At 70.8% G+C, this 19,753-nt stretch carries 17 protein-coding genes and 1 pseudogene; 10 read left to right on the top strand and 8 right to left on the bottom strand.

Annotation, left to right across the window (positions count from 1 at the left end):
* Window positions 1-156: 156 nt before the first annotated feature.
* Window positions 157-843: a hypothetical protein gene (locus tag O7627_RS36450; protein ID WP_278097983.1), complete on the bottom strand. Its 687-nt coding sequence runs from the start codon at window positions 841-843 to the stop codon at window positions 157-159.
* 138 nt (window positions 844-981) lie between these two features.
* On the opposite strand from O7627_RS36450, the gene O7627_RS36445 reads away from it, so the two are divergent.
* Both O7627_RS36445 and O7627_RS36440 read left to right on the top strand, forming a co-directional pair.
* Window positions 982-1,758 carry a deoxyribonuclease IV gene (locus O7627_RS36445; protein ID WP_278097982.1) on the top strand — a complete coding sequence of 259 codons (777 nt, stop codon included), beginning with the start codon at window positions 982-984 and terminating at the stop codon, window positions 1,756-1,758.
* Between the two features lie 10 nt (window positions 1,759-1,768).
* Window positions 1,769-3,889 (top strand): hypothetical protein, encoded by a 2,121-nt coding sequence (locus O7627_RS36440; RefSeq protein WP_278097981.1) that lies wholly within the window; start codon window positions 1,769-1,771, stop codon window positions 3,887-3,889.
* On the opposite strand, the gene O7627_RS36435 is transcribed toward O7627_RS36440, so the two are convergent.
* The 3 genes from O7627_RS36435 to O7627_RS36425 form a co-directional block, all read right to left on the bottom strand.
* Complete coding sequence (locus O7627_RS36435; RefSeq protein ID WP_278097980.1) at window positions 3,890-5,497, bottom strand: glycosyltransferase 87 family protein; 1,608 nt, start codon at window positions 5,495-5,497, stop codon at window positions 3,890-3,892. It lies immediately after the preceding gene.
* A gap of 90 nt (window positions 5,498-5,587) precedes the next feature.
* Complete coding sequence (locus tag O7627_RS36430) at window positions 5,588-8,578, bottom strand: transglycosylase domain-containing protein (protein WP_278097979.1); 2,991 nt, start codon at window positions 8,576-8,578, stop codon at window positions 5,588-5,590.
* Between the two features lie 197 nt (window positions 8,579-8,775).
* On the bottom strand, window positions 8,776-9,243 hold the full coding sequence (locus tag O7627_RS36425) for a DUF5318 domain-containing protein (protein WP_278097978.1): 468 nt from the start codon (window positions 9,241-9,243) through the stop codon (window positions 8,776-8,778).
* A gap of 163 nt (window positions 9,244-9,406) precedes the next feature.
* Here O7627_RS36425 and O7627_RS36420 point away from each other — a divergent pair, with 163 nt between their 5' ends.
* Together O7627_RS36420 and O7627_RS36415 are read left to right on the top strand one after the other, a co-directional pair.
* Entirely contained in the window at window positions 9,407-10,015 is a 609-nt protein-coding gene (locus O7627_RS36420) for a PadR family transcriptional regulator (RefSeq protein ID WP_278097977.1), read from the top strand.
* Between the two features lie 88 nt (window positions 10,016-10,103).
* Window positions 10,104-11,183, top strand: a complete 1,080-nt coding sequence (locus tag O7627_RS36415; RefSeq protein WP_278098554.1) for an inositol-3-phosphate synthase — start codon at window positions 10,104-10,106, stop codon at window positions 11,181-11,183.
* 377 nt (window positions 11,184-11,560) lie between these two features.
* On the opposite strand, the gene O7627_RS36410 is transcribed toward O7627_RS36415, so the two are convergent.
* Window positions 11,561-11,782: a hypothetical protein gene (locus O7627_RS36410; protein ID WP_278097976.1), complete on the bottom strand. Its 222-nt coding sequence runs from the start codon at window positions 11,780-11,782 to the stop codon at window positions 11,561-11,563.
* Window positions 11,783-12,222: 440 nt separating this feature from the next.
* On the opposite strand from O7627_RS36410, the gene O7627_RS36405 reads away from it, so the two are divergent.
* Window positions 12,223-12,450 carry a winged helix-turn-helix domain-containing protein gene (locus O7627_RS36405; protein WP_278097975.1) on the top strand — a complete coding sequence of 76 codons (228 nt, stop codon included), beginning with the start codon at window positions 12,223-12,225 and terminating at the stop codon, window positions 12,448-12,450.
* 21 nt (window positions 12,451-12,471) lie between these two features.
* A pseudogene (locus O7627_RS36400) lies at window positions 12,472-12,706 on the top strand (DUF397 domain-containing protein).
* A 256-nt stretch (window positions 12,707-12,962) separates the two neighbouring features.
* On the opposite strand, the gene O7627_RS36395 reads toward O7627_RS36400, so the two are convergent.
* Entirely contained in the window at window positions 12,963-13,460 is a 498-nt protein-coding gene (locus tag O7627_RS36395) for a methylated-DNA--[protein]-cysteine S-methyltransferase (protein ID WP_278097974.1), read from the bottom strand.
* A gap of 154 nt (window positions 13,461-13,614) precedes the next feature.
* Between O7627_RS36395 and O7627_RS36390 the strand changes: the two genes are divergently transcribed.
* The 4 genes from O7627_RS36390 (at window position 13,615) to O7627_RS36375 (ending at window position 17,142) form a co-directional block, all read left to right on the top strand.
* Window positions 13,615-14,916: an IS701 family transposase gene (locus O7627_RS36390; protein WP_278091974.1), complete on the top strand. Its 1,302-nt coding sequence runs from the start codon at window positions 13,615-13,617 to the stop codon at window positions 14,914-14,916.
* Between the two features lie 24 nt (window positions 14,917-14,940).
* Window positions 14,941-15,330, top strand: coding sequence for a VOC family protein (locus O7627_RS36385; RefSeq protein ID WP_278097973.1), 390 nt, complete (start codon window positions 14,941-14,943; stop codon window positions 15,328-15,330).
* Window positions 15,331-15,466: 136 nt separating this feature from the next.
* A complete protein-coding gene (locus O7627_RS36380) occupies window positions 15,467-15,991 on the top strand; it encodes a SigE family RNA polymerase sigma factor (protein ID WP_278097972.1) in 525 nt (174 codons plus the stop codon).
* Window positions 15,988-17,142, top strand: coding sequence for a hypothetical protein (locus O7627_RS36375; protein WP_278097971.1), 1,155 nt, complete (start codon window positions 15,988-15,990; stop codon window positions 17,140-17,142). The genes O7627_RS36380 and O7627_RS36375 overlap by 4 nt, the downstream gene beginning before the upstream one ends.
* Window positions 17,143-17,146: 4 nt before the next feature.
* Here O7627_RS36375 and O7627_RS36370 read toward each other — a convergent pair whose 3' ends face one another.
* Entirely contained in the window at window positions 17,147-18,109 is a 963-nt protein-coding gene (locus O7627_RS36370) for a hypothetical protein (protein ID WP_278097970.1), read from the bottom strand.
* A gap of 150 nt (window positions 18,110-18,259) precedes the next feature.
* Window positions 18,260-19,726 carry a CCA tRNA nucleotidyltransferase gene (locus O7627_RS36365; RefSeq protein WP_278097969.1) on the bottom strand — a complete coding sequence of 489 codons (1,467 nt, stop codon included), beginning with the start codon at window positions 19,724-19,726 and terminating at the stop codon, window positions 18,260-18,262.
* Window positions 19,727-19,753 lie beyond the last annotated feature (27 nt).

The raw sequence follows: 19,753 nt of genomic DNA, 5'->3' as shown, positions 1-19,753 counted from the left end.
GGGCTCCCGCTGTCCGGTGCCGCGACAGCGGGAGCCCTCAACAGTTGGGCCGCGAGGCGCCCTATCCGCATTCTTTGGGTGGGACCTGGGGAGGAACGACCACACCGATGAGGTTGGATAAGATGCGCCTCGCGGAGCTTAATGGTGTTTTGTATCTTACGCTACAACAGTTCGGGTTGAACGTTGGGCGATAATTGCCCTAATTGCCCCTGCTGACACGCCGACCACGCAGACGGCGGCCACCAGCGCCAACAGCCCGGTCGGCCCCCGGTCCCGGAGCGGCTCGACACCGCTCAGCTCGACCGCCGGCCGTTCTCGCCAGCCGGGACCCGGGAGGTACCCCTCCGCCGCGCCGGGCCGCACGGCGGAGGGTGCCAGCGCATCGGCATCGCCGACGGGCACCTCGGGGGCCGCCACCTCCACCCGGGCCGTCGCCTCGGTGGCGAAGGCGCAGATCGGCCGGAGGGTGACGACGACCGGACCCTGGTGTACGACGAGCTGCGCCCCCGAGCCGGCCGCCAGCTCGCCCCGGGCCACCCCGTCGAGCAGCAGCACCGACCGGCGTCCCGTCCGGTTGACCACCCGCAGGCTGGTCCCCACCGCCACCGGATAGGTGGCCTGCTCGGCGCTCGCCCGACAGCGCACCCCGAGCAGCGCGTCGCCCCGGAACACCAGGTCGATCTTCCCCGCGCTCGCCGACGCCGGCGATGTCGCCGGCTCGGCGACGGCGACCCCGGGACCGATCAGCGCGACACCCGACACCAGCGGCGGAGCGCTGACGAAGAGGGCGGCGACGGCCACCGTCGCGCGGCGATGTCGGAGCAGCTGCGGCAACGTCGTCATCCCCCAGGTCGTGAAGCGGACCGCCCGACAGAAGTGCCAGGCCAGACCGGGTGTCACCTCAGGTAACGACACAGTCGCTTCAGAGTGACGGGCGATGTGTCGCCGGAACAGACACACCCGCGACGTAGGCTCGCCCTCATGCGTATCGGAGCCCACGTCGATTCCGCGGACCCGCTGGGCGAGGCAGCCGCGCGGAAGGCGGAAACCGTCCAATTCTTCCTGGCCGATCCGCAGGGCTGGAAGGCGCCCGCACCCCGCGGCGACGCCGACCGGCTGCGGGCCACCGACGTCGATGTCTACATCCACGCCCCGTACGTGATCAACGTGGCGACCACGAACAACCGGATCCGGATTCCGAGCCGCAAGCTCCTGCTCGCCCACGCGAAGGCCGCCGCCACCGTGGGCGCCAAGGGGCTGATCGTCCACGGCGGCCACGTCAACAAGGGTGACGACCTGGCGGTCGGCTTCGACAACTGGCGCAAGACCTTCGCGTACGCGGCCGAGGCCGGCGGGTTGGCCACGCCCGTGCTGATCGAGAACACCGCCGGCGGCGACAATGCGTGTGCCCGACGGTTCGACGCCCTGGCCCGGCTCTGGGACGCGGTCGGCGAGTACGACGTCGGGTTCTGCCTGGACACCTGCCACGCGCACGCCGGCGGCGAGGACCTGCTCGACATCGTCGACCGGGTCAAGGCGATCACCGGCCGGATCGACCTGATCCACGCGAACGGGTCGAAGGACGAGTTCGGCTCGGGCCGGGACCGGCACGAGAACCTCGGCAGCGGCCAACTCGATCCCGACCTGGTGGTGGCGGCGATCCGGGCGGCCGGAGCACCGGTGGTGGTGGAGACGCCGGGCGGCGCCGACGGCCAGGGCGCCGACATCGCCTACCTCCGCGACCGCCTCGCCGGGTGAGGACCCGCCGATGACGACCAGACGCTCGACCCCTGACGACGCACCCACCACGCAGCCCAACGACGCGCCCACCACGCACCCCGACGCGCCCACCACGCAGCCCGATGCGCCCACCACCAGCACCGGGCCTGCTGGCGACCGGCCCAACGCCGACGCGAGCACCAGCGCAGAGCCCGACGCCACCGCCGTCGACATGCCGGCGGTCGACTCCCCGTCCGCCAGCGCCGCCACCGCGACCGCCGTCGACAACCCACCGGCGACCGCGGCCGACAAGCCGGCACCGGCTACCGCCGGCGAATCCGCGCAGCCCGTGACGGTGGTGGACGATCCGGCGCTGCCGGTGGCCGCGTCGCCGGTCGACCCGTGGACCTCGTTCGGGCCGGCACCGGAGCACATCCCGACCCGGTTCGAGGTGGTGCGCAGCTGGATCGGCCGCCGGCTGACCCACGAATGGAGCCTGGCCACCATCGCCAGCCTGCTGCTGGCCGTGGTGATGACCTGGCCGACGCTGCGCTACCCGCTGCACACCATCCCGCAGGACATCTGGGACCCCACCCTGCAGTCCTGGCAGATGGCCTGGTCCGGGCACATCCTGCTGACCAACCCGGCGCAGCTCTGGCACTCCAACACCTTCTACCCGGAGTCGTGGAGCTTCGCGTTCTCCGACACCCTGCTCGGCTACGCGCCGTTCGGGATGATCGGCTCCGGGCCGACCGCCGCCGTACTCCGCTACAACATCGTCTTCGTCCTGGCGCACGCGCTCGCCAGCCTCGGCGCGTACGCGCTGGTGCGCCAGCTGGGCGCGGGCCGGATCGGTGCGGCGGTGGCCGCGGTGAGCTACGCCTACGCCCCCTGGCTGCTCGCCCAGGCCGGCCACCTGCACATCATCTCCAACGGTGGGATTCCGCTGGCGCTGGCGATGCTCGCCCGGGGCCACGGCTGGTCGATGCGACCCGGTGCCCACCCGCGCCCGGCCCGCCCGGCCTGGGTCTTCGGCGGCTGGCTGGTGGCGGCCTGGCAGGTCAGCCTCGGCTTCGGCATCGGGCTGGTCTTCGGGTACGTGTTGGCGCTGATCGTGGTCGTCTCGGTGCTGACCTGGCTGGTGCGCCGGGCGCTGCGGCGGCCGCGCCGGCCGTTCGGTTGGCCGCTGCTGACCGCTGACATCTGGGGTGGCCTGGTCTTCGCCGCCACCGGCATCCTGCTCGCCCTGCCGTATTTCAAGGTCGCCGACCTGCACCCGAACGCCACCCGGGACCTAAACATCATCCAGGCGTACTCGCCGCCGCCGACCGGCTTCGTCACCGCGCCGGCCGAGTCACTGCTCTGGGGAGGGCTGCACGCGGGGGTCCGGGACGGGCTGCCGTGGCACCCGGAGATGACCCTGTTGCCGGGCTTCGTGCTCTACGGTCTCGCCCTGGCCGGCCTCTTCTTCTCCATCTGGTCGGTGCGGCAGCGGCTGCTGCTGCTCGCCGGGGTGCTGGTCAGCGGCATCCTGGCGATGGGGACCCGGTTCTTCGGCGGCACCTACACCTATGCGCCGCTCTTCGAGCACCTGCCCGGCTGGGACGGCCTGCGGACGCCGGGCCGGCTGATGATCTGGACCACGCTGCTGCTGGGCATTCTCGCCGCCGGCTCGGTGAGCGCGTTCGCCCGGCGGGCCCGGGAGATCTCCGCCGCCGAACGGGTGCCCCCGCGGCCCGGCCCCTGGCTGCGGCTGGCCACCCTGCTACCACTGGCGCTGGTCCTGGCCGAGGGGCTGAACACCACGCCGCATCCGATCGTGCCCAGCCAGCCGGCCGCGATGCGCACCGAACCGGGGCCGATCCTGGTGCTGCCGTCGGACCAGAACACCGACCAGAACGCCATGCTCTGGTCCACCACCCGGTTCCAGGACCTGGTCAACGGCGGCAGCGGCTTCACCCCGGCGAGCCTCGCCGAGATCCGCGAGGTCGCCGCCACCTTCCCCGACCCGGCCAGCGTCCAGTTCCTCCGGGAACGCGGGGTGCGGACCGTGGTGCTGCTGCGGGACCGGGTCGACGGCACGCCGTGGCAGACCGTCGTCGATCTCCCGGTCGACGAACTCGGCATCGAACGGGAGGACGTCGGCGAGACGGTCGTCTTCCGGCTCTGATCAGCCGGCCGCCGGGGCACCGGCCGGCGGGGACGACGGATCCGACGGCGACGGCGAGACACCGACGGCCACCGGCTCCCCGTCGGTCGACCGGTCCTCGCCGCCGCCGCGTCGCCAGCGGACGAACCACGGCGCGTCCGGCGCACCGTCGAAGACGCCGCCGTCCGGGTCGTCGCGGTAGGTGGCGCGCACCGGGTCCAGCTCCGGGTGCAGGATGTCGCGGACGACCAGGCCGCAGAGCACCGCCACCGTGGTCAGCCGGAGGGTCGCGGCGAGCACGAAGACCCCTTCCGGGATGACCTGGTTGCCGCCCGCCCCGAGCAGCTCGCCGTAGAACGCGAGGAAGTAGCCTATCTCGGCGAACTGCCAGGCCAGGAAGGCGCCCCAGCGCGGCCGGGCCAGCACCAGCAGCGGCAGCAGCCAGAGCACGAACTGCTGCGACCAGACCTTGCTGAAGATCAGGAAGGCGGCCACCACCAGGAACGCGAGCTGCGCCAGCCGGGGACGGCGTTCGGCCCGCAGGGCGAGTCCGGCGATCGCCAGGCAGGCGACGAAGAACAGCGCGTACGACAGGTAGTTGAGGGTGTGGATGTTGTTGCTGAGCCACTGGAAGGGACCCTGGTCCCCCGGGGCGCCGGTGTTCCACTTCGAGTCCAGGTAGCGCCCGATGTACCAGAGGGTGCCCCAGTCCACGCCCCGCTCGGTGTTCAGCTCGAAGAACCGGTCCCAGTTCTCCCGGTACGGGATCGCCACCGGCAGGTTCACCGCCACCACGGAGACGATCGCGGTGCCGATCGCGATGAACGCCTGTTTCAGCCGGTTGGACCGCAACGCCAGGACCAGGATCGGCCCGAGGATGAACAGCGGCCACATCTTGGCCGCGCCGCCCAGGCCGAGCAGGATACCGGCGGCGGCCGGCCGGCGTTTGGCCCAGGCGTAGAACCCGAACGCGGCCAGCCCGATGGCGAGCAGGTCCCAGTTGACGGTCGCGGTGACCAGCAGGGCGGGGGAGAGCGCGAAGAGGGCGGCGTCCCAGGGCCGGCGGCGGCGCAGCGAGAGGATGGTCGCCACGGTGGCCACCGCGAGCGCCCCGAGCACCAGGGCGTTGAGGTTGTAGAACCACATCGCCTGGTTGACCTCGGGCCGGGTCTCGCCGAAGCTGTGCACCGGCAGGCCGAGCGCGCCCATGAAGTAGCCGGTCAGCACCGGGTACTCCACCGGGTGATCCTTGTAGGGCACCTTGCCCTCGTTGAGCCCTTCGGCGAAGTAGAGCGCGAGCACGTCGGTGTAGCAGAACCGGGTGTACTGCACGTTGTTCTGCCAGGCACCGTCCTGGCAGGGCGACTTCTGCAGCCAGTGCAGCGCCAGGGTGAGGCAGGTGAGCGCGAGCACGATCCGGGTGGCGGTCCAGAACCGGCCGACCCAACGGTTCGCCGGCCGGTCGAAGCCGACGGCGTGTTCACCGAGCGGCCCGCCGATCACCTCGCTCAGCCCGCGGACGAACCCGTCGGACCGGGAAGGGTGATCGATGCCGGTGCCCTCGTGCGCATCGTCATCGGGTCGCGATCCATCGATGCCTGCCGTCGTGTTCGTGCTCATGACAGGCATCCTGCCGCATCGGAGGCGTCCCCGGGAGGACGGGCTCGGCGTGGTGGGATTTACCGACCGCCGACGCCCGTCACTCCCGGGTTCGCACCGTCACTCCCGGGTTCGCACCGTCGGGCTGGGTAGCAGCCCGCCACCGGCGCCGCCGTTCTCCTGCCCGTCACCGTCGTCCCCGCCCGGACCGTCCGGACCACCCGGCCCGCCCGGGCCGCCGGGGTTGTTCGGGTTGTTCGGGTCCTGGCCGCCCGGGTTGTCGGGCCGCTGCGGGCAGAACAGGCCGAGCGGATTGTCACAGTCGTCGTTGTTCGATGGTGGGGCGACCGGTGGAGCCGGTGACACGCCGTTGGCGGCCGGGTGGTTCGGGTCGCCGGTGCCCTTGGCGTCCTCGAAGCGCTCCTGCGGCAGCTTCATCGCCTCGTGCGCCTTCTCCATGAACTGTTCCCAGATGTCGGCGGGGGTGTCGCCGCCGTTCATCGAGGTGCCGTCCGCGTCCTTGATCGGTCCGCGGTTGCCGGCTCTGCCCACCCAGACCGCCGCCGCGATCTGTTTGGACGCCCCGATCATCCAGGCGTCGCCGTTGTTGTTGGTCCCGTCACCGAGTTCCCAGGTACCGGTCTTGCCGACCGACGGCCGGCCACCGGCCAGACTGTTCCCGCTGTTACTTGGGATCTCCTTGAGCGTGTCGAGGATGTCGTCGGTGCGCTGCGGCTCGAAGACCTCCTTGACCTTGAGCTGCTCGCCGTCGATCTCCTCGTACTTGCCGGTGGTCGGGTTGCGCTTCTCGACCGAGGCGATGAAGTGCGGGTCGTACCGCTTGCCCCGGTTGGCGAGGGTGGCCATGCCGGCCGCGTGGTCCAGCACGGTGACCTTGTACTGCCCGAAGCCGACCTCGAGGTCGAACTTCAGGGGCGCCACCTCGGACGGCTCGACCTGGGTCAGGTCGACCGCCTCGTCCTTGTCGGTCCACATGGTCCGGATGCCGGCGTCCCGGGCGGCCTCGACCACCTTGTCCGGGCCGATCTCCTTGGTGATCCAGTAGAACGGCACGTTGTACGACTGGATCGTCGAGGTCGACAGCGTGCAGTACTTGCCGTTGTTGGGGCACTGGATGGAGTTGCCCTCCCGGCCGGCGTTGGAGATGTCCCGGTCGCGTTCCTTGTCCTCGTCGAGGGTGGCGTCCCAGCGGCTGTCCATCGAGATGCCGGCCCGCATGGCGGCGGCGAGGGTGTAGACCTTGAACGTCGAACCGGGTGGGTGACCGCCGGTGATCCGGCCGTCGGTCTCGATGTTGTAGCCGGCGTAGTCGGTGCCGGTGCCGTTCTCGCCGCCGTAGTAGGCGAGCACGTGACCGTTCGTCGGGTTCACCGCCACCAGCGCGGCCATGTACTCCCGCGGCAGCTTGTTCATCGGCGAGGACTTGGCGGCCCGCCGGGCCGCGCCCTCGGCCGCCGCCTGGGCCCGCTTGTCGATGGTGGTCTTGATCCGGTAGCCGCCCTTCTTCCACTCGTCCGCGAGCCCCATCTGTTCCAGCTCTTTACGGACGTAGTTGATGACGTTCCCGGTCGGCTTGTTGACGCCGCAGTCCACCGCGCAGTTCTTCTTCGGGTCCCAGGTCTTGATCTTCTCCGGGTAGACGGCGGCGGCCCGCTCCTCGGCGGTGATCCACCCCATCTCGGCCATGTTGTTCATGGTGTACGTCCACCGGATCTCCGCCTCGGGCCGGTTGATCTGGGGGTCGTAGCCCTTGTGCCCGGTGATCGGGTCCGGCTCCGGCTGCTTGATCACCGAGGCGAGCACGGCGGCCTCGGCGGGCGTGATCGCGTTCTTCTCGCCCGGCGGCACCAGGACCGACTTGCCGAGATAGGTCTGCGCCGCCGCCTCGATGCCGTACGCGCCGCGGCCGAAGTAGATCGCGTTGAGGTAGTAGCCGAGGATCTCGTCCTTCTCCAGATCCTGCTCCAACTTGGAGGCGAGCACCGCCTCCCGGATCTTGCGGGCGTAGTTGATGCCGGTCAGGTCGGCGACGTGCCGGGCGTACTGCTGGGTGATGGTGGAGGCGCCCTGGGTCGTACCGCCGGAGAAGTTGTTCCAGGCGGCGCGGGCGATGCCCTTGGCGTCGATGCCGCTGTGCTTCTCGAAGTTCTTGTCCTCGGCGGCCATCACGGCGCGCTTGACCACCGGCGAGATCTGGTCGTTCGGCACGATGGTGCGGTTCTGGTCGCCGAGCTTGGCGAGCTGGCTGCCGTCGGAGAAGGTGATGCTCGTCGTCTCCGGTTCGCCGAACTCGGTGGGTGCCTTGACCTCGTCGTAGAACCAGGTGAAGCCGACCACACCGATGCCGGCCAGCATGATCATGACGGCGAACGAGGCGATCAGGATGTTGGCCCGCTTGCGCTTCTTCGCCCGGCGCAGCGCCTCCGGGTCGCCGCCCTTGGCGGCCCGCCGACTGCGCCCGCCCGGACCGCCCGGCCCACCGGGGCCGTCCGGCCCGTCCGGTCCGCCCGGCCCGGCGCCGGGTGGACCCCAGGGGTCGTCCGGTCCGGCCGGCGAGACCGGTCGGACCATGGCCCGGCCGGCGGGACGCGCGCCGGGCGGCGCGACGCTGGCGGCACCGACCGCGGCGGCACCCACGACCGCCCGCCCGGCCGGCCGGTCGCCGTCGCCGGGGCGGGCCGGCCGGTCGCCGTACCCGCCGGCTCGGCGCCGGCCGCCCTGGTAGCCGCTGTCGAGTTCGTCGTCGACGCCGGGCGCGCCCGGCACCGTGGCCCGGCCCACCCGGGCCCGGCCGGCGGACGCCGCTCCGGCCGGCGCGGGGCTGCCGGGTGGCGGGCTCCAGGTGGCGCGGCTGGCCGGCGGCGGACCACCGGGCGGGCCGCCGACCGAAGCACTACCGACGGACGCACTACCTACTGACGCGCTGCCGACGGAGGCCCGACCACTGGATGCCCGGCCGCTGGCGGCCGACCTGGGCGGTGGCGCCGTCCGGCCGTTGGCCGGCCAGTCCTCGTCGGGGCCGGCGTCGCCGCCGGCACCGGGGATCTGCGCCCGCCCACGCGGAGCTGTGGGGTCGCCGTACGAGTTCATCTGTCACACCCTGCCGGTTGCGGTGGTGCGCGCCTGCGCGACCACCGGTTTGCCGTGAGCTGGAGCACGCCGACTGGAGGACCGGGGATACCGGCCCTCCAATGACGTATCGGAAATAACCGGACTTATCCGGTTAGCAGTGTGCCACTCGCCCCGCCCGCCACGGGTGATGCTGCTACCTAGGGAGCGAGTAGGGGTCACCGTTGAGCCTCACGCCTTCGCCTGGGGGACGACGCACCGGGCGCCATCGCCGCGGCGGCGACGATCTCGTCGCCATGGGACTCGCCTGCGCCACCGGACAGACCGTCCCGACCGAGCAGAAACTGCTCAACGAGATGGTTCCAGTCACACCCGCGACACACCTCCACCACGTAGACCTGGAACTCACGCAGCGTCATGGCCAGCACCGGCAATTCCGCCAGCGTGCGGGCCTGACCGGCAGACTGCTTGAGCTCGTCGCCATAGATGTAGTGAACCAGGGTCAGGTTCTCCTGGCGACAGATCGGACACCGCTCGTCCGTCGGTTCCCCGTGGAACCGGGCGGCGTTCTTCAGGTACGGCGAGGCATCGCAGACCTCGTAGGCGCCGACCCGGCCCGAAAAAACCTCACGCAGCACCGCTCGCTTCTGTAGCGAGTAGTCGACGACCTGGCGCTGCGTACGCATGGGCAGAAGGGTACTCGGCTCTGCCCGGTACGGCGACCACCGTAACGGTAAGTAATCTTCTGACTGCGAAACATGGGTTTGCCCTATCTCGTTCCGGGCACTACGGTTCGATGTATCGGCCCGATACATCGCCACCGCGACGCCACGAGGAGGGGAGCACACGTTGCTTGAGCTCGCCATTCTCGGACTCCTGCAGGAGTCGGCGATGCACGGCTACGAGCTGCGCAAGGAGCTCGCCGCCAAGCTCGGCGCCATCCGCGCGGCGATCAGCTACGGCTCGCTCTACCCGACGCTGCGCCGGCTGCAGGCCGCCGGCTGGATCACCGAGGCGGCGGAGACCCCCGCCACCGCCGAGGAGATCCCGGCTCTCACCAGCCGCCGGGGCCGGGTGGTCTACAAGATCACCGCTGAGGGCAAGGAACGATTCGCCGAGTTGATCGCCCAGACCGGGCCGGAGACGTACGAGGACACCGGGTTCGGCGTCCACTTCGCGTTCTTCGCCCGCACCGACCAGGCCACCCGGCTACGGATTCTGGAAGGTCGACGCCGCAAGATCGAGGAACGTCGGGAGGGCCTGCGGGACGTCCTGGGCCGGGCCGCCGAGCGGCTCGACGCCTACACGCTGGAGTTGCAGCGGCACGGGCTGGACGCCTGCGAGCGGGAGGTCCGCTGGCTGGAGGAGCTGATCGCCAACGAGCGCTCCGGCCTACCACCGCAGAGCCGACCACCGCAGACCGGTGAGGAAATCGGTCCGCCGGACACCACCGGCTGACCACCAACCAGTGAACAGCCCGCCTCCGCCTGGGCAGTCCAGGAACGAGACCGGAGCGGCCGTGATGAATGAGAAGGAGGCAAACGCGATGGGCTCCGTCCGCGTCGCCATCGTCGGTGTGGGTAACTGCGCCTCGTCCCTCGTACAGGGCGTGGAGTACTACCGCAATGCCGACCCCAACGACCGCGTCCCGGGTCTCATGCACGTTACCTTCGGCGACTACCACGTCTCCGACGTGGAGTTCGTAGCCGCGTTCGACGTGGACGCCAAGAAGGTGGGCATGGACCTCGCGGAGGCGATCGTCGCCAGCGAGAACAACACCATCAAGCTCTGTGACGTGCCGCCGACCGGCGTCCTGGTGCAGCGCGGCCCGACAATGGACGGTCTGGGTCAGTACTACCGCGAGATCGTCGAGGAGTCCGACCGCGAGCCGGCCGACGTCGTGCAGGCGCTGCGCGACGCCCGGGTCGACGTCGTCGTCTCCTACCTGCCGGTCGGTTCCGAGCAGGCCGACAAGTTCTACGCCCAGGCCGCGATCGACGCCGGCTGCGCGTTCGTGAACGCCCTGCCGGTCTTCATCGCCTCCGACCCGGAGTGGGCGCAGAAGTTCACCGACGCCGGCCTGCCGATCGTCGGCGACGACATCAAGAGCCAGGTCGGCGCGACGATCGTGCACCGGGCGCTGGCGAAGCTCTTCGAGGACCGCGGTGTCGAGCTGCTCCGCACGTACCAGCTCAACTTCGGCGGCAACATGGACTTCATGAACATGCTGGAGCGCAAGCGGCTGGTCTCGAAGAAGATCTCGAAGACCCAGTCGGTCACCTCGCAGATCCCGCATGAGATGACCAAGGGCGACGTGCACATCGGCCCGTCCGACCACGTGCCGTGGCTGGACGACCGCAAGTGGGCGTACATCCGGCTGGAGGGCCGCTCGTTCGGCGACGCCCCGCTCAACGCGGAGCTGAAGCTGGAAGTCTGGGACTCGCCGAACTCGGCCGGCGTCATCATCGACGCCGTCCGGGCCGCGAAGATCGCCCTGGACCGCGGCATCGGCGGACCGATCCTCTCCGCCTCGTCCTACTTCATGAAGAGCCCGCCCGAGCAGTACGCCGACCACGACGCCCACCAGGCCGTCGAGGACTTCATCGCCGGCAAGACCGAGCGCTGAGCTGAACCACCGAGGGGGCCGGGCCGGCAACGGCCCGGCCCCCTCACCGTCCGCCCCCGGCCGCCCGCGCCGCCGCCGGTCCATCCCAACCATCGGGTACGCGGACAGCCGCACCCACTGCTCAGGTGTCACCGAGCACGAGCAGGGCGATGGAGCGCAACGTGTCGAGCAGGTCCGTCCGAGTTGTCCGCCGTCCCAGCGCGCACGATTCGAGGAATCCCCTGGTGGCGTCTATCCGGCCCGAGCAGTGCGTTCCGGCTCCACAGGAGCACCGACCAGCGGCGTCCGTCCGATGCCGCTCATGCACGGCGTAGGCCAGGCGCCAGAGAGTCGGGATGACGCACTCCGGCGGTGGCTGCGCTGGCGGATCCGCCGGATCAAAGCTGAGGCCCACCGGCGAACCTCCGCCGCACCCGATGCCACCAGTTCCGCCAGCTCATCCGGCGGGTGACCGGCGGGCAGACCGGCAGACCCAGCCCGACCAGTAGGTTGACGGCGTCGTTAGCCGGCTCGCACGGCCCGGCGGCCAGGCAGGCAACACACAGCCCGGTCTCCCGGTCGGGCACGTGCAGCGCCAACGTCGCCCTCGCCACTGCCACGTCGGTTGCAACCGCCGAAATGGCTTCGGTTGGGTAGTAGCGAACCTGCTGATTCCGTCGTCGGTACTGATAGGTCCCGACCTGTACTCGGACTGGCTGGACGGCCACGGTTACCCCTTCTGACCGGGGCGGGCGCGCGACTACCCGCTGTCGGGTCAGCGCACCGCCGGATGCCTGGAGCCGCCGCGCCGGGGCAGGCGGGCACCGCCATCGCGGTCGCTCCAATCGTCTCGTTACCCGGACCGGGGTGGGCTGGCCGCCAAACCGAACCCACCCCGGTCTCAACTCTCCTTCTCTTCGTAGCCCGGTGGGAGTGCCCGTCCGTTGCTGACGAGAGGGCACGAGCTCAACTTAGAAGGCTATGCAGTCACAGTCAACACTGTCTGCACGGATCCGGTCTCGTAGTGGCACGATTCAAGGGCTGACGAGAGGGTTCCGCCATGCCCCGCACCCCTGTTTATGAGCAGGTCATTGCCGACGTTGTCGCCGCGATAGAGGCGGGAACGCTCAAACCAGGAGACAAGCTCCCGTCCATCGCCGAACTGCGTGAGCGGTACGAGTCGAGCGCTTGGCCGATCCGGTACGCGCTGCGGATTCTCGACGAACGGGGCTGGATCGAGACCCACCAGGGCAAGGGCAGCTTCGTCAAAGGCAAAGACGGCACCTGACGGACGGTTGGAGTCAGCGACATGACGGCGGAAGCCCAGCCCGCGACCGCAGCCACCGAGGTGGCCTGGCACGTCAGCACCCGCAGCGGAAGCGGCAGCGGCAACTGTCTCGAGGCGGGGCCGGTGCTGGGACGGGAGTTGCCGGGTCGCCGTCCGGGACAGCAAGGACCGCGGCGGACCCGTCCTCGTCTACGGCACCACCGGCTGGACCAACTTCCTCACCGCCATCAACGAAGGCGCGATGCGCCCGACCTGAACGCACCCATGATCACGAGGATCTGGTGTCCTCCAACTCACCGAATCCTTCGCGATCACGGGGGACCTCGGGTCCCCGGCGGCAAGGACAGCGGTTGAGCTGCGCTGCGACCCCTGGCTGAACCCGCCCCTGATCACCGAGAGCTATGGGGTGGGTCAAAGGGTCACGTTGAGCGATATGACTCTCAGGCATAATTATGCCTCGGTGGTATATTGCTCTTCCGGCATATTAGGTCTGAAAGGCAGACGCTGGCAGGTCAGCCGCCCCAAGCTTGTTGGAAGGTGACGCGGGCCTCCAGCTCCAGGAGTTGGCGCTTGCGCGGGAGGCCGCCGCCGAAGCCGACCAGCTTGCCGCCCGCGCCGACGATCCGGTGGCAGGGCACGATCACCGGGATCGGGTTGCGGTTGCAGGCCACCCCGACCGCCCGCGCCGCCGACACGTCCCCCACGATCGCGGCCACCTGGCCATAGGTGCGCGTCTCGCCGTACGGAATTCTGGTCATCTCGCCCCAGACGGCCCGCTCGAATTCCGAGCCCTGGCGCACCGACAGCGGCAGGGTGAAGTCGACAAGCTCACCGGCGAAGTACGACCGCAGCTCGGCGACCGCACGGCTGAGCCCCATCCCGGCGGTGCCCGCCAGCGACGAGGCCGGCGGTGCCCCGTCGACCGCGCCGAACCGCACGCCGCAGACACCTACCTCGTCCACGGCGACGGACAGCTCACCGATCGGGGACTCGACCACGGCCCAGCGCATCCGCCCATTATCGACCGGCAACCGGGATGACCATGTCGGGGCCGGGAGCTAGTACTCCAACGTCACTTGGCTTCGGCGTTGGGCGTGGCGTGGGGATGAGGGCGGCCACCGCGTTGATCATCGATGGTTTGTGAGGACAACCGAAGATCGCGCGATGGCCGTGGGCCACAGCGTAGACCCCGCCCGGTGGCGGGTCATCCTGGATGAGGCGGTGACGCGTGTTGCTGATCGGTTCGTGCGGGCCGAGCCGCGGGCGACGGCCGGGCAGTTCGTGGAAGGGCTGCTGTCAGACACCGAACGGAAGACGTGCTGGTCGCTTGCGGAACGGGCGGGTAACGCTGATCCGCAGGCGATGCAGCGGCTACTGCGCACAGCGGTGTGGGACGCCGACGCCGTCCGCGACGATGTGCGTTCCTGGTTGATCGAACAGCTCGGCCACCCCGACGCGGTGCTGGTCGCCGATGAGACCGGGTTCCTGAAGAAAGGGGTGTGCTCGGTCGGGGTGCAGCGGCAGTACACCGGCACCGCCGGCCGTGTCGAGAACAGTCAGGTCGGGGTGTTCCTGGCCTACGTCACCCCGCGCGGGCGGGCGATGATCGACCGTCGGCTCTACCTGCCGGAGACGACCTGGTGCGACCGTCCCGACCGCCTGGCCCTCGCCGGCGTCCCCGACCAGGTCGGGTTCGCCACGAAGCCTGCCCTGGCCCGGCAGATGATCGTCGCCGCGATCGCCGCTGGTGTCCCATGCGGGTGGGTGACCGGCGACGAGGTCTACGGCGCCGACCCGGGCCTGCGCGCTGAGCTGGAACAACGCGAGATCGGCTACGTCCTGGCGGTCGGCTGCGACCGACGCGTGGCCGTCAACGACGGCCGCACCCTGATCCGCGTCGACGACCTCGCCGACCGGGTCCCCACCCGCGAGTGGCAGCCGCACAGCTGCGGCCCCGGGGCCAAAGGACCACGCGAGTACCTGTGGGCCTGGATCACCACCGCCACCAGGCCAGACGAGTACCGGTGGCTGCTGATCCGCCGCAACCGCACCACCGGTGAGCTGGCCTTCTACCTGTGCTGGTCACCCCGCCCCGTCCCGCTGCACACACTTGTGCGAGTGGCCGGCTCCCGATGGAGCATCGAAGAGCTGTTCCAGACCGGCAAAGGCCAGGTCGGCCTCGACCACTACCAGGTCCGCGGTTGGACGGGCTGGCACCGCCACGTCACCCTGGCCATGCTCGCCTTGGCCATCCTGACCATCCTCGCCGCACAACAGCCCGACCCCGACCCTGACCCCGATCCGAAGATCATCGCGTTGACCGTCGCCGAGATCCGCCGACTCCTCAACGCCTTCCTCCTCGCCACATCGCCACCATCAGCGCACACCCTGCACTGGTCAATCTGGCGACGAACATCCCAAGCCCGCGCCCGACGAGCCCACTACCAGCGCAGACAAGCCAAATGACGTTGGAGTACTAGCCTGCCCAAGGTGACGACGATCGGGCAGATCTCCCTCGGCGTAACCGACGACAAGCGGGCCGGAGAATTCTGGCGGCAGGCACTGGGGTATGTGCGACGGCCGCCACGGTATGACGGTGACGAGTGGATCGTCCTGGAGCCGCCACCGGGGATGTCCGGCAGCGCGATCGCCATGGACGTCAGCGAGAGCCCGCTCCAGGAATTTCCCCGCGTCCACCTCGACCTCGACGCCGGCGACCGCGACCTGGACGAGGAGGTCGACCGGCTGATCCGGCTCGGCGCCCGACGCGTCGACTGGCGGCACTACCCGGCCGAATTGGAACCGGGCGCACCGCCGTACGTGGTGCTGGCCGACCCGGAGGGCAATCGCTTCTGCGTCTCCGGCCAACGGGGCCACTGAGCTGCCACCACTAGCTACGCACAGCCGCCACCAGGAGCTAAGCGCAGCCGCCAGCACGAGCTACGCGCGCCAGAACCCGGCGGCGGCGTGCAAACTAATCCGGCCGTCCGGCGTCTGTGCTACGGGGAGGTGGTCCGTGGGTCAGGCGACCGAGCAGGAGTTCACCGCGTTCGTCAACGCCCGGGGAGCGGCGCTGCTCCGGGTGGCCAGCGCGCTCGCCGGTGACCGGCATGCCGGCGAGGACCTGCTGCAGAGCGCCCTGGCCAAGGCGTACGCCCGCTGGCCCCGGATCCGCGGCGACGCCGAGCCGTACGTCCGCCGGATTCTCTACAACGACCAGGTCTCCGGCTGGCGGCGGCGCGGCCGGCGCCCCGCCGAGGTGTCCCTCGACGCGTTGCCGGACCGGGCCGCCGGCGGCCACCTCGACCACGACACCGCGGTCCGGCTGCTGCTCCAGGACGCCCTGCGGACCCTGCCGCCCCGACAACGCGCCGTACTCGTGCTGCGCTACCTGGAGGACCTCAGCGTGGAGCAGACCGCCGAGGCGCTCGGCTGCCAGGTCGGCACCGTCGCCAGCCAGGCGTCCCGGGCGCTGGCCAAACTGCGCGCCCAGGTGCCCGCCTTCGACGACGCCGTCACCCGATCGGAGGCACTGCGATGACCCGCGACGCCGAGCGGCTGCTCCGGACCGCCGTACACGATCTGGCCGGCGACGGCCGCCCCACCGCCGACCTGCTGCCGGGCGCCATCGCGCGCGGCCGCCGGGTCCGGCGCCGCCGCCGGATCACCGCCACCGCCGCCACCGCGGTAGCCGCCGTGATCGCGATCACCGGGCCGTTCATCTGGCTTCGACCCGATCCGGTCGGCCAGCTCACCGGCGCCCCGACGGTGTCCCAGACGCCACCGGCCACCCCGGTGAGCACGCCCCCGCCACCGACCGCCGGGCCGCCACCCACCGTCGGGCCGCCGCCCCTCACCGACTGGAAGGGGCAACCGTTCGAGTTGCCGGGTGGCTGGCTCGTCGTCGGGGGAACCTCCACCGGCGGCCCGGCCAGCCCCGGGCTGGTGTTGGACCGCGACCAGGGCCGCTACCGATCGATCAGCGGGTACGACGAGACCTGGGCCGCGCCCAAGGGCGGCTTCGCCGCCGTCTTCGACTACGACCGGCGCACCGAGACCGGACTGCTCGACCTCGACACCGACGAGGTGCGCTGGGTCCGGACGGGCGGGCGGATCCTCGACCCGCAGTGGTCGCCGGACGGCAGCAAACTGCTACTCACCCTCTCCGCCAAGACTCCGGCCGGGCACTCGTTCGGGGTGCTGTCCGTCAAGGGTCGACTGCAGATCTTCACCGTCGACGCCGAACGCTACTTCTGCACCGACTACTGCCAGTTCACCTGGCTGCCGGACGGCAAGCGGGTGGCGCTGGCCCAGACCGATCCGGCCGGCGCCCGGTCGGAGAGCGTCCGGCATCCGCGCCGCGGGCTGCAGATCTTCTCCGCCGTCACCGGCAAACCGACAAACTTCATTCCGGTACGCGGCGACGCCGCCGGCCCGACCGCCTGGTCACCGGACGGCCGGCTGGTCGTGGTCCAGGGCCAGCACAGCACGCAACTGGTGGTGATAGCCAGCGGAGAGCCGCTGAGGGAGCTGCCGGTGAGCGACGCCCACTGGGTCGCGCCGGACCGGATCCTCTACCTGGACCGGCCGGCCCGGTGGGCCGTCCTCGTCGACACCGCCGGTACCGTACTGGAGCGCCGGCCGATCCCGCCCGACCTTGCCGAGCTGCGGATTCTGGTGGCCCCGGCCTGACCGGTCAGCTCACCCGCCGGAAGTTGGTGGTGTAGAGCAGCGCCTTCTGGGTCATCGCGGTGCCGGTGCAGGTGTAGCTGGCGGTGGTGGCCGTCGGCCTAAACTCGACCCACTGACCGAGTTGGTCGTCATCGAGAAGCACCCGGGCCTCCGCGTCCGAGTCCACGTTGGAGACGATGACCTGACCGTCGTCGGTCCGGTACCGGTAGGTGTAGCTGCCCCGGATCTCCAGCACGATCGGCCGGCCCTGCCAGCGGCTCTCGAACTCGGTGCCGCTGCCGTAGTCGGACCGGCCGGTTCCGTCGGCGTTGAGGGTCAGCCCGGCGCCTTCGCCGCCGGTGAACCGCAGCTTGCCCATCTCCTCGTTCTGGACCTCCTCGCTGTGCGAGGTGACCTGCCACTCGCCGACCAGGCAGTCGTCGACCCCGTCGGCGGTGGTCGACGTCGGCTCGGCGCTCGGGCCGGACGTCGGACCGGTGGTCGGGCCGGTGATCGGGGTCGTGTCGTCGCCGCCGCTGCGGACCACGACCACCACCACGATCGCGGTCACCAGCACGGCCAGGGTCGAACCGAGCGCGACCAACGGCATCAGCAGGGACCGGCGCCTCTCCGGGGCCTGGAAGGCGGTGGGGTAACCGGGCGTGCCCGGGTAACCGGCACCGGGCGCGTACCCCGGGGCGCCGGCGCCCGGGTAGCCGCCGCTGCCGGGGTAGCCGGCCGCGCCGCTGGTCGGGTAGCCCGGTCCGCCACTGGTCGGATAGCCCGGTCCGGCGCTGGACGGGTAACCCGGCCCGCCGCTGGACGGGTAGCCGGTGGGTGGCTGCTGGGCGTAACCGGGCGGTTGGCCGTACCCGGGTTGGCCGCCGGCCTGCTGCTGGTAGCCCGGGACGCCGCGGAACGTCCCGCACTGCGCACAGTAACCAGCGGTGTTGATCGCCACGCTGCCGCAGACCGCGCACGGCTGCATGCTCGCCTCCCCAGTTGTTCCACGCCCGACCCCGCACTTCGCCGTCCGCCACGCTCGCAGAGTCGGCGCCCCCACCGCCCTGCGACGGTATCCGAGGCGCGCCACGGGCGGTAACCACCGGTTCGGGCAGGTTCACCGGACACCTGGCGGTCAGTCGACGATGCCCCGCTCCCGCGCCCAGCGCAGCAACTCGGCCTCCGCCTCGTCCCGATCGAGCGGCCCGCGTTCCAGCCGCAGCTCCTTGAGGTGCCGCCACGCCTGGCCGATCACCGGGCCGGCCGGTACGCCCAACAACTCCATGATCGCGTTGCCGTCCAGGTCGGGCCGGACCCGGGCCAGGTCCTCCGCCTCCTGGATCCGGGCGATCCGCTCCTCCAGGGCGTCGTAGTCGGCGGAGAGCTGAGCCGCCTTGCGCCGGTTACGGGTGGTGCAGTCCGACCGGGTCAGCTTGTGCAGCCGGGGCAGCAGGTCACCGGCGTCGGTCACGTACCGGCGTACCGCCGAGTCGGTCCACTCGCCCCGGCCATAGCCGTAGAACCGCAGGTGCAGCCCGACCAGCGTGACGACCTGGGCGGTGATGTCCTTCGGGTAGCGCAGCGCCTTCATCCGCTGCTTGGTCAGCCGGGCGCCCACCACCTCGTGGTGGTGGAAGCTGACCCGGCCGTCCGGGCCGACCGCCTTCGTCGCCGGCTTGCCGACGTCGTGCATCAGGGCCGCCATCCGCAGGACGAAGTCGCAGCCGTGCTGCTCCGGGTCGGCCCGCTCGTGCCCCACCGCGTTCTCGACCACGGTCAGCGTGTGCTCGTAGACGTCCTTGTGCTGGGCGTGCTCGTCGATCTCCAGCTTCAGCCCGGACAGCTCGGGCAGGAACCGGTCGGCGAGCCCGGTGTCGACGAGCAGCCGCAGCCCGGCCACCGGGTCGGCACCGCAGAGCAGCTTGGTGAACTCGTCCCGGATCCGCTCGGCGGTGATCCGGTCCAGGTCCGCCGCGAGTTCGGTCATCGCCGCCAGCACCGCCGGCTCGACGGTGAACCGGAGCTGGGCGGCGAACCGGGCCGCCCGCAGCATCCGCAGCGGGTCGTCGCCGAACGACTCGCCCGGGGTGGCCGGGGTCCGGATCAACCGGGCGGCCAGGTCGGCCAGGCCGCCGTACGGGTCGGTGAAGCGGTGCTCGGGCAGGCTCACCGCCATCGCGTTGACGGTGAAGTCCCGGCGGCCCAGGTCCTCCACCAGGCTGGTCCCGTAGCGGACCACCGGGTTGCGGCTGACCTGGTCGTACGACTCGGCGCGGAAGGTGGTGATTTCCAGCCGCAGGCCGCCGCGCTGGGCGCCGATGGTGCCGAACTCCCGGCCGGTCTCCCAGATCGCCTCGGCCCAGCCGGCCAGCACCCGCAGCGTCTGGTCCGGGTGCGCGTCGGTGCAGAAGTCGAGGTCGTCGCCGAGCCGGCCGAGCAGGGCGTCCCGGACCGAGCCACCGACCAGGTGCAGCTCGTGACCGGCGCGGGTGAACCGGCGGCCGAGCTCGTCGGCGACCGGGGAGACCCGGAGCAGCTCGGCGACGGCGTTACGCTGCGCCGCCGTCAACTGGGCAGCGCTCGGCGCGGATGTTTCGGACATGGGATCGCCAGCCTATCGGGCCGGCCC

It is taken from the genome of Solwaraspora sp. WMMD1047 (assembly GCF_029626155.1).
Classification (GTDB): Bacteria; Actinomycetota; Actinomycetes; order Mycobacteriales; family Micromonosporaceae; genus WMMD1047.
The sequence above is the reverse complement of the archived record's forward strand: the minus strand, read 5'-3'. Positions and strand labels throughout refer to the sequence as shown.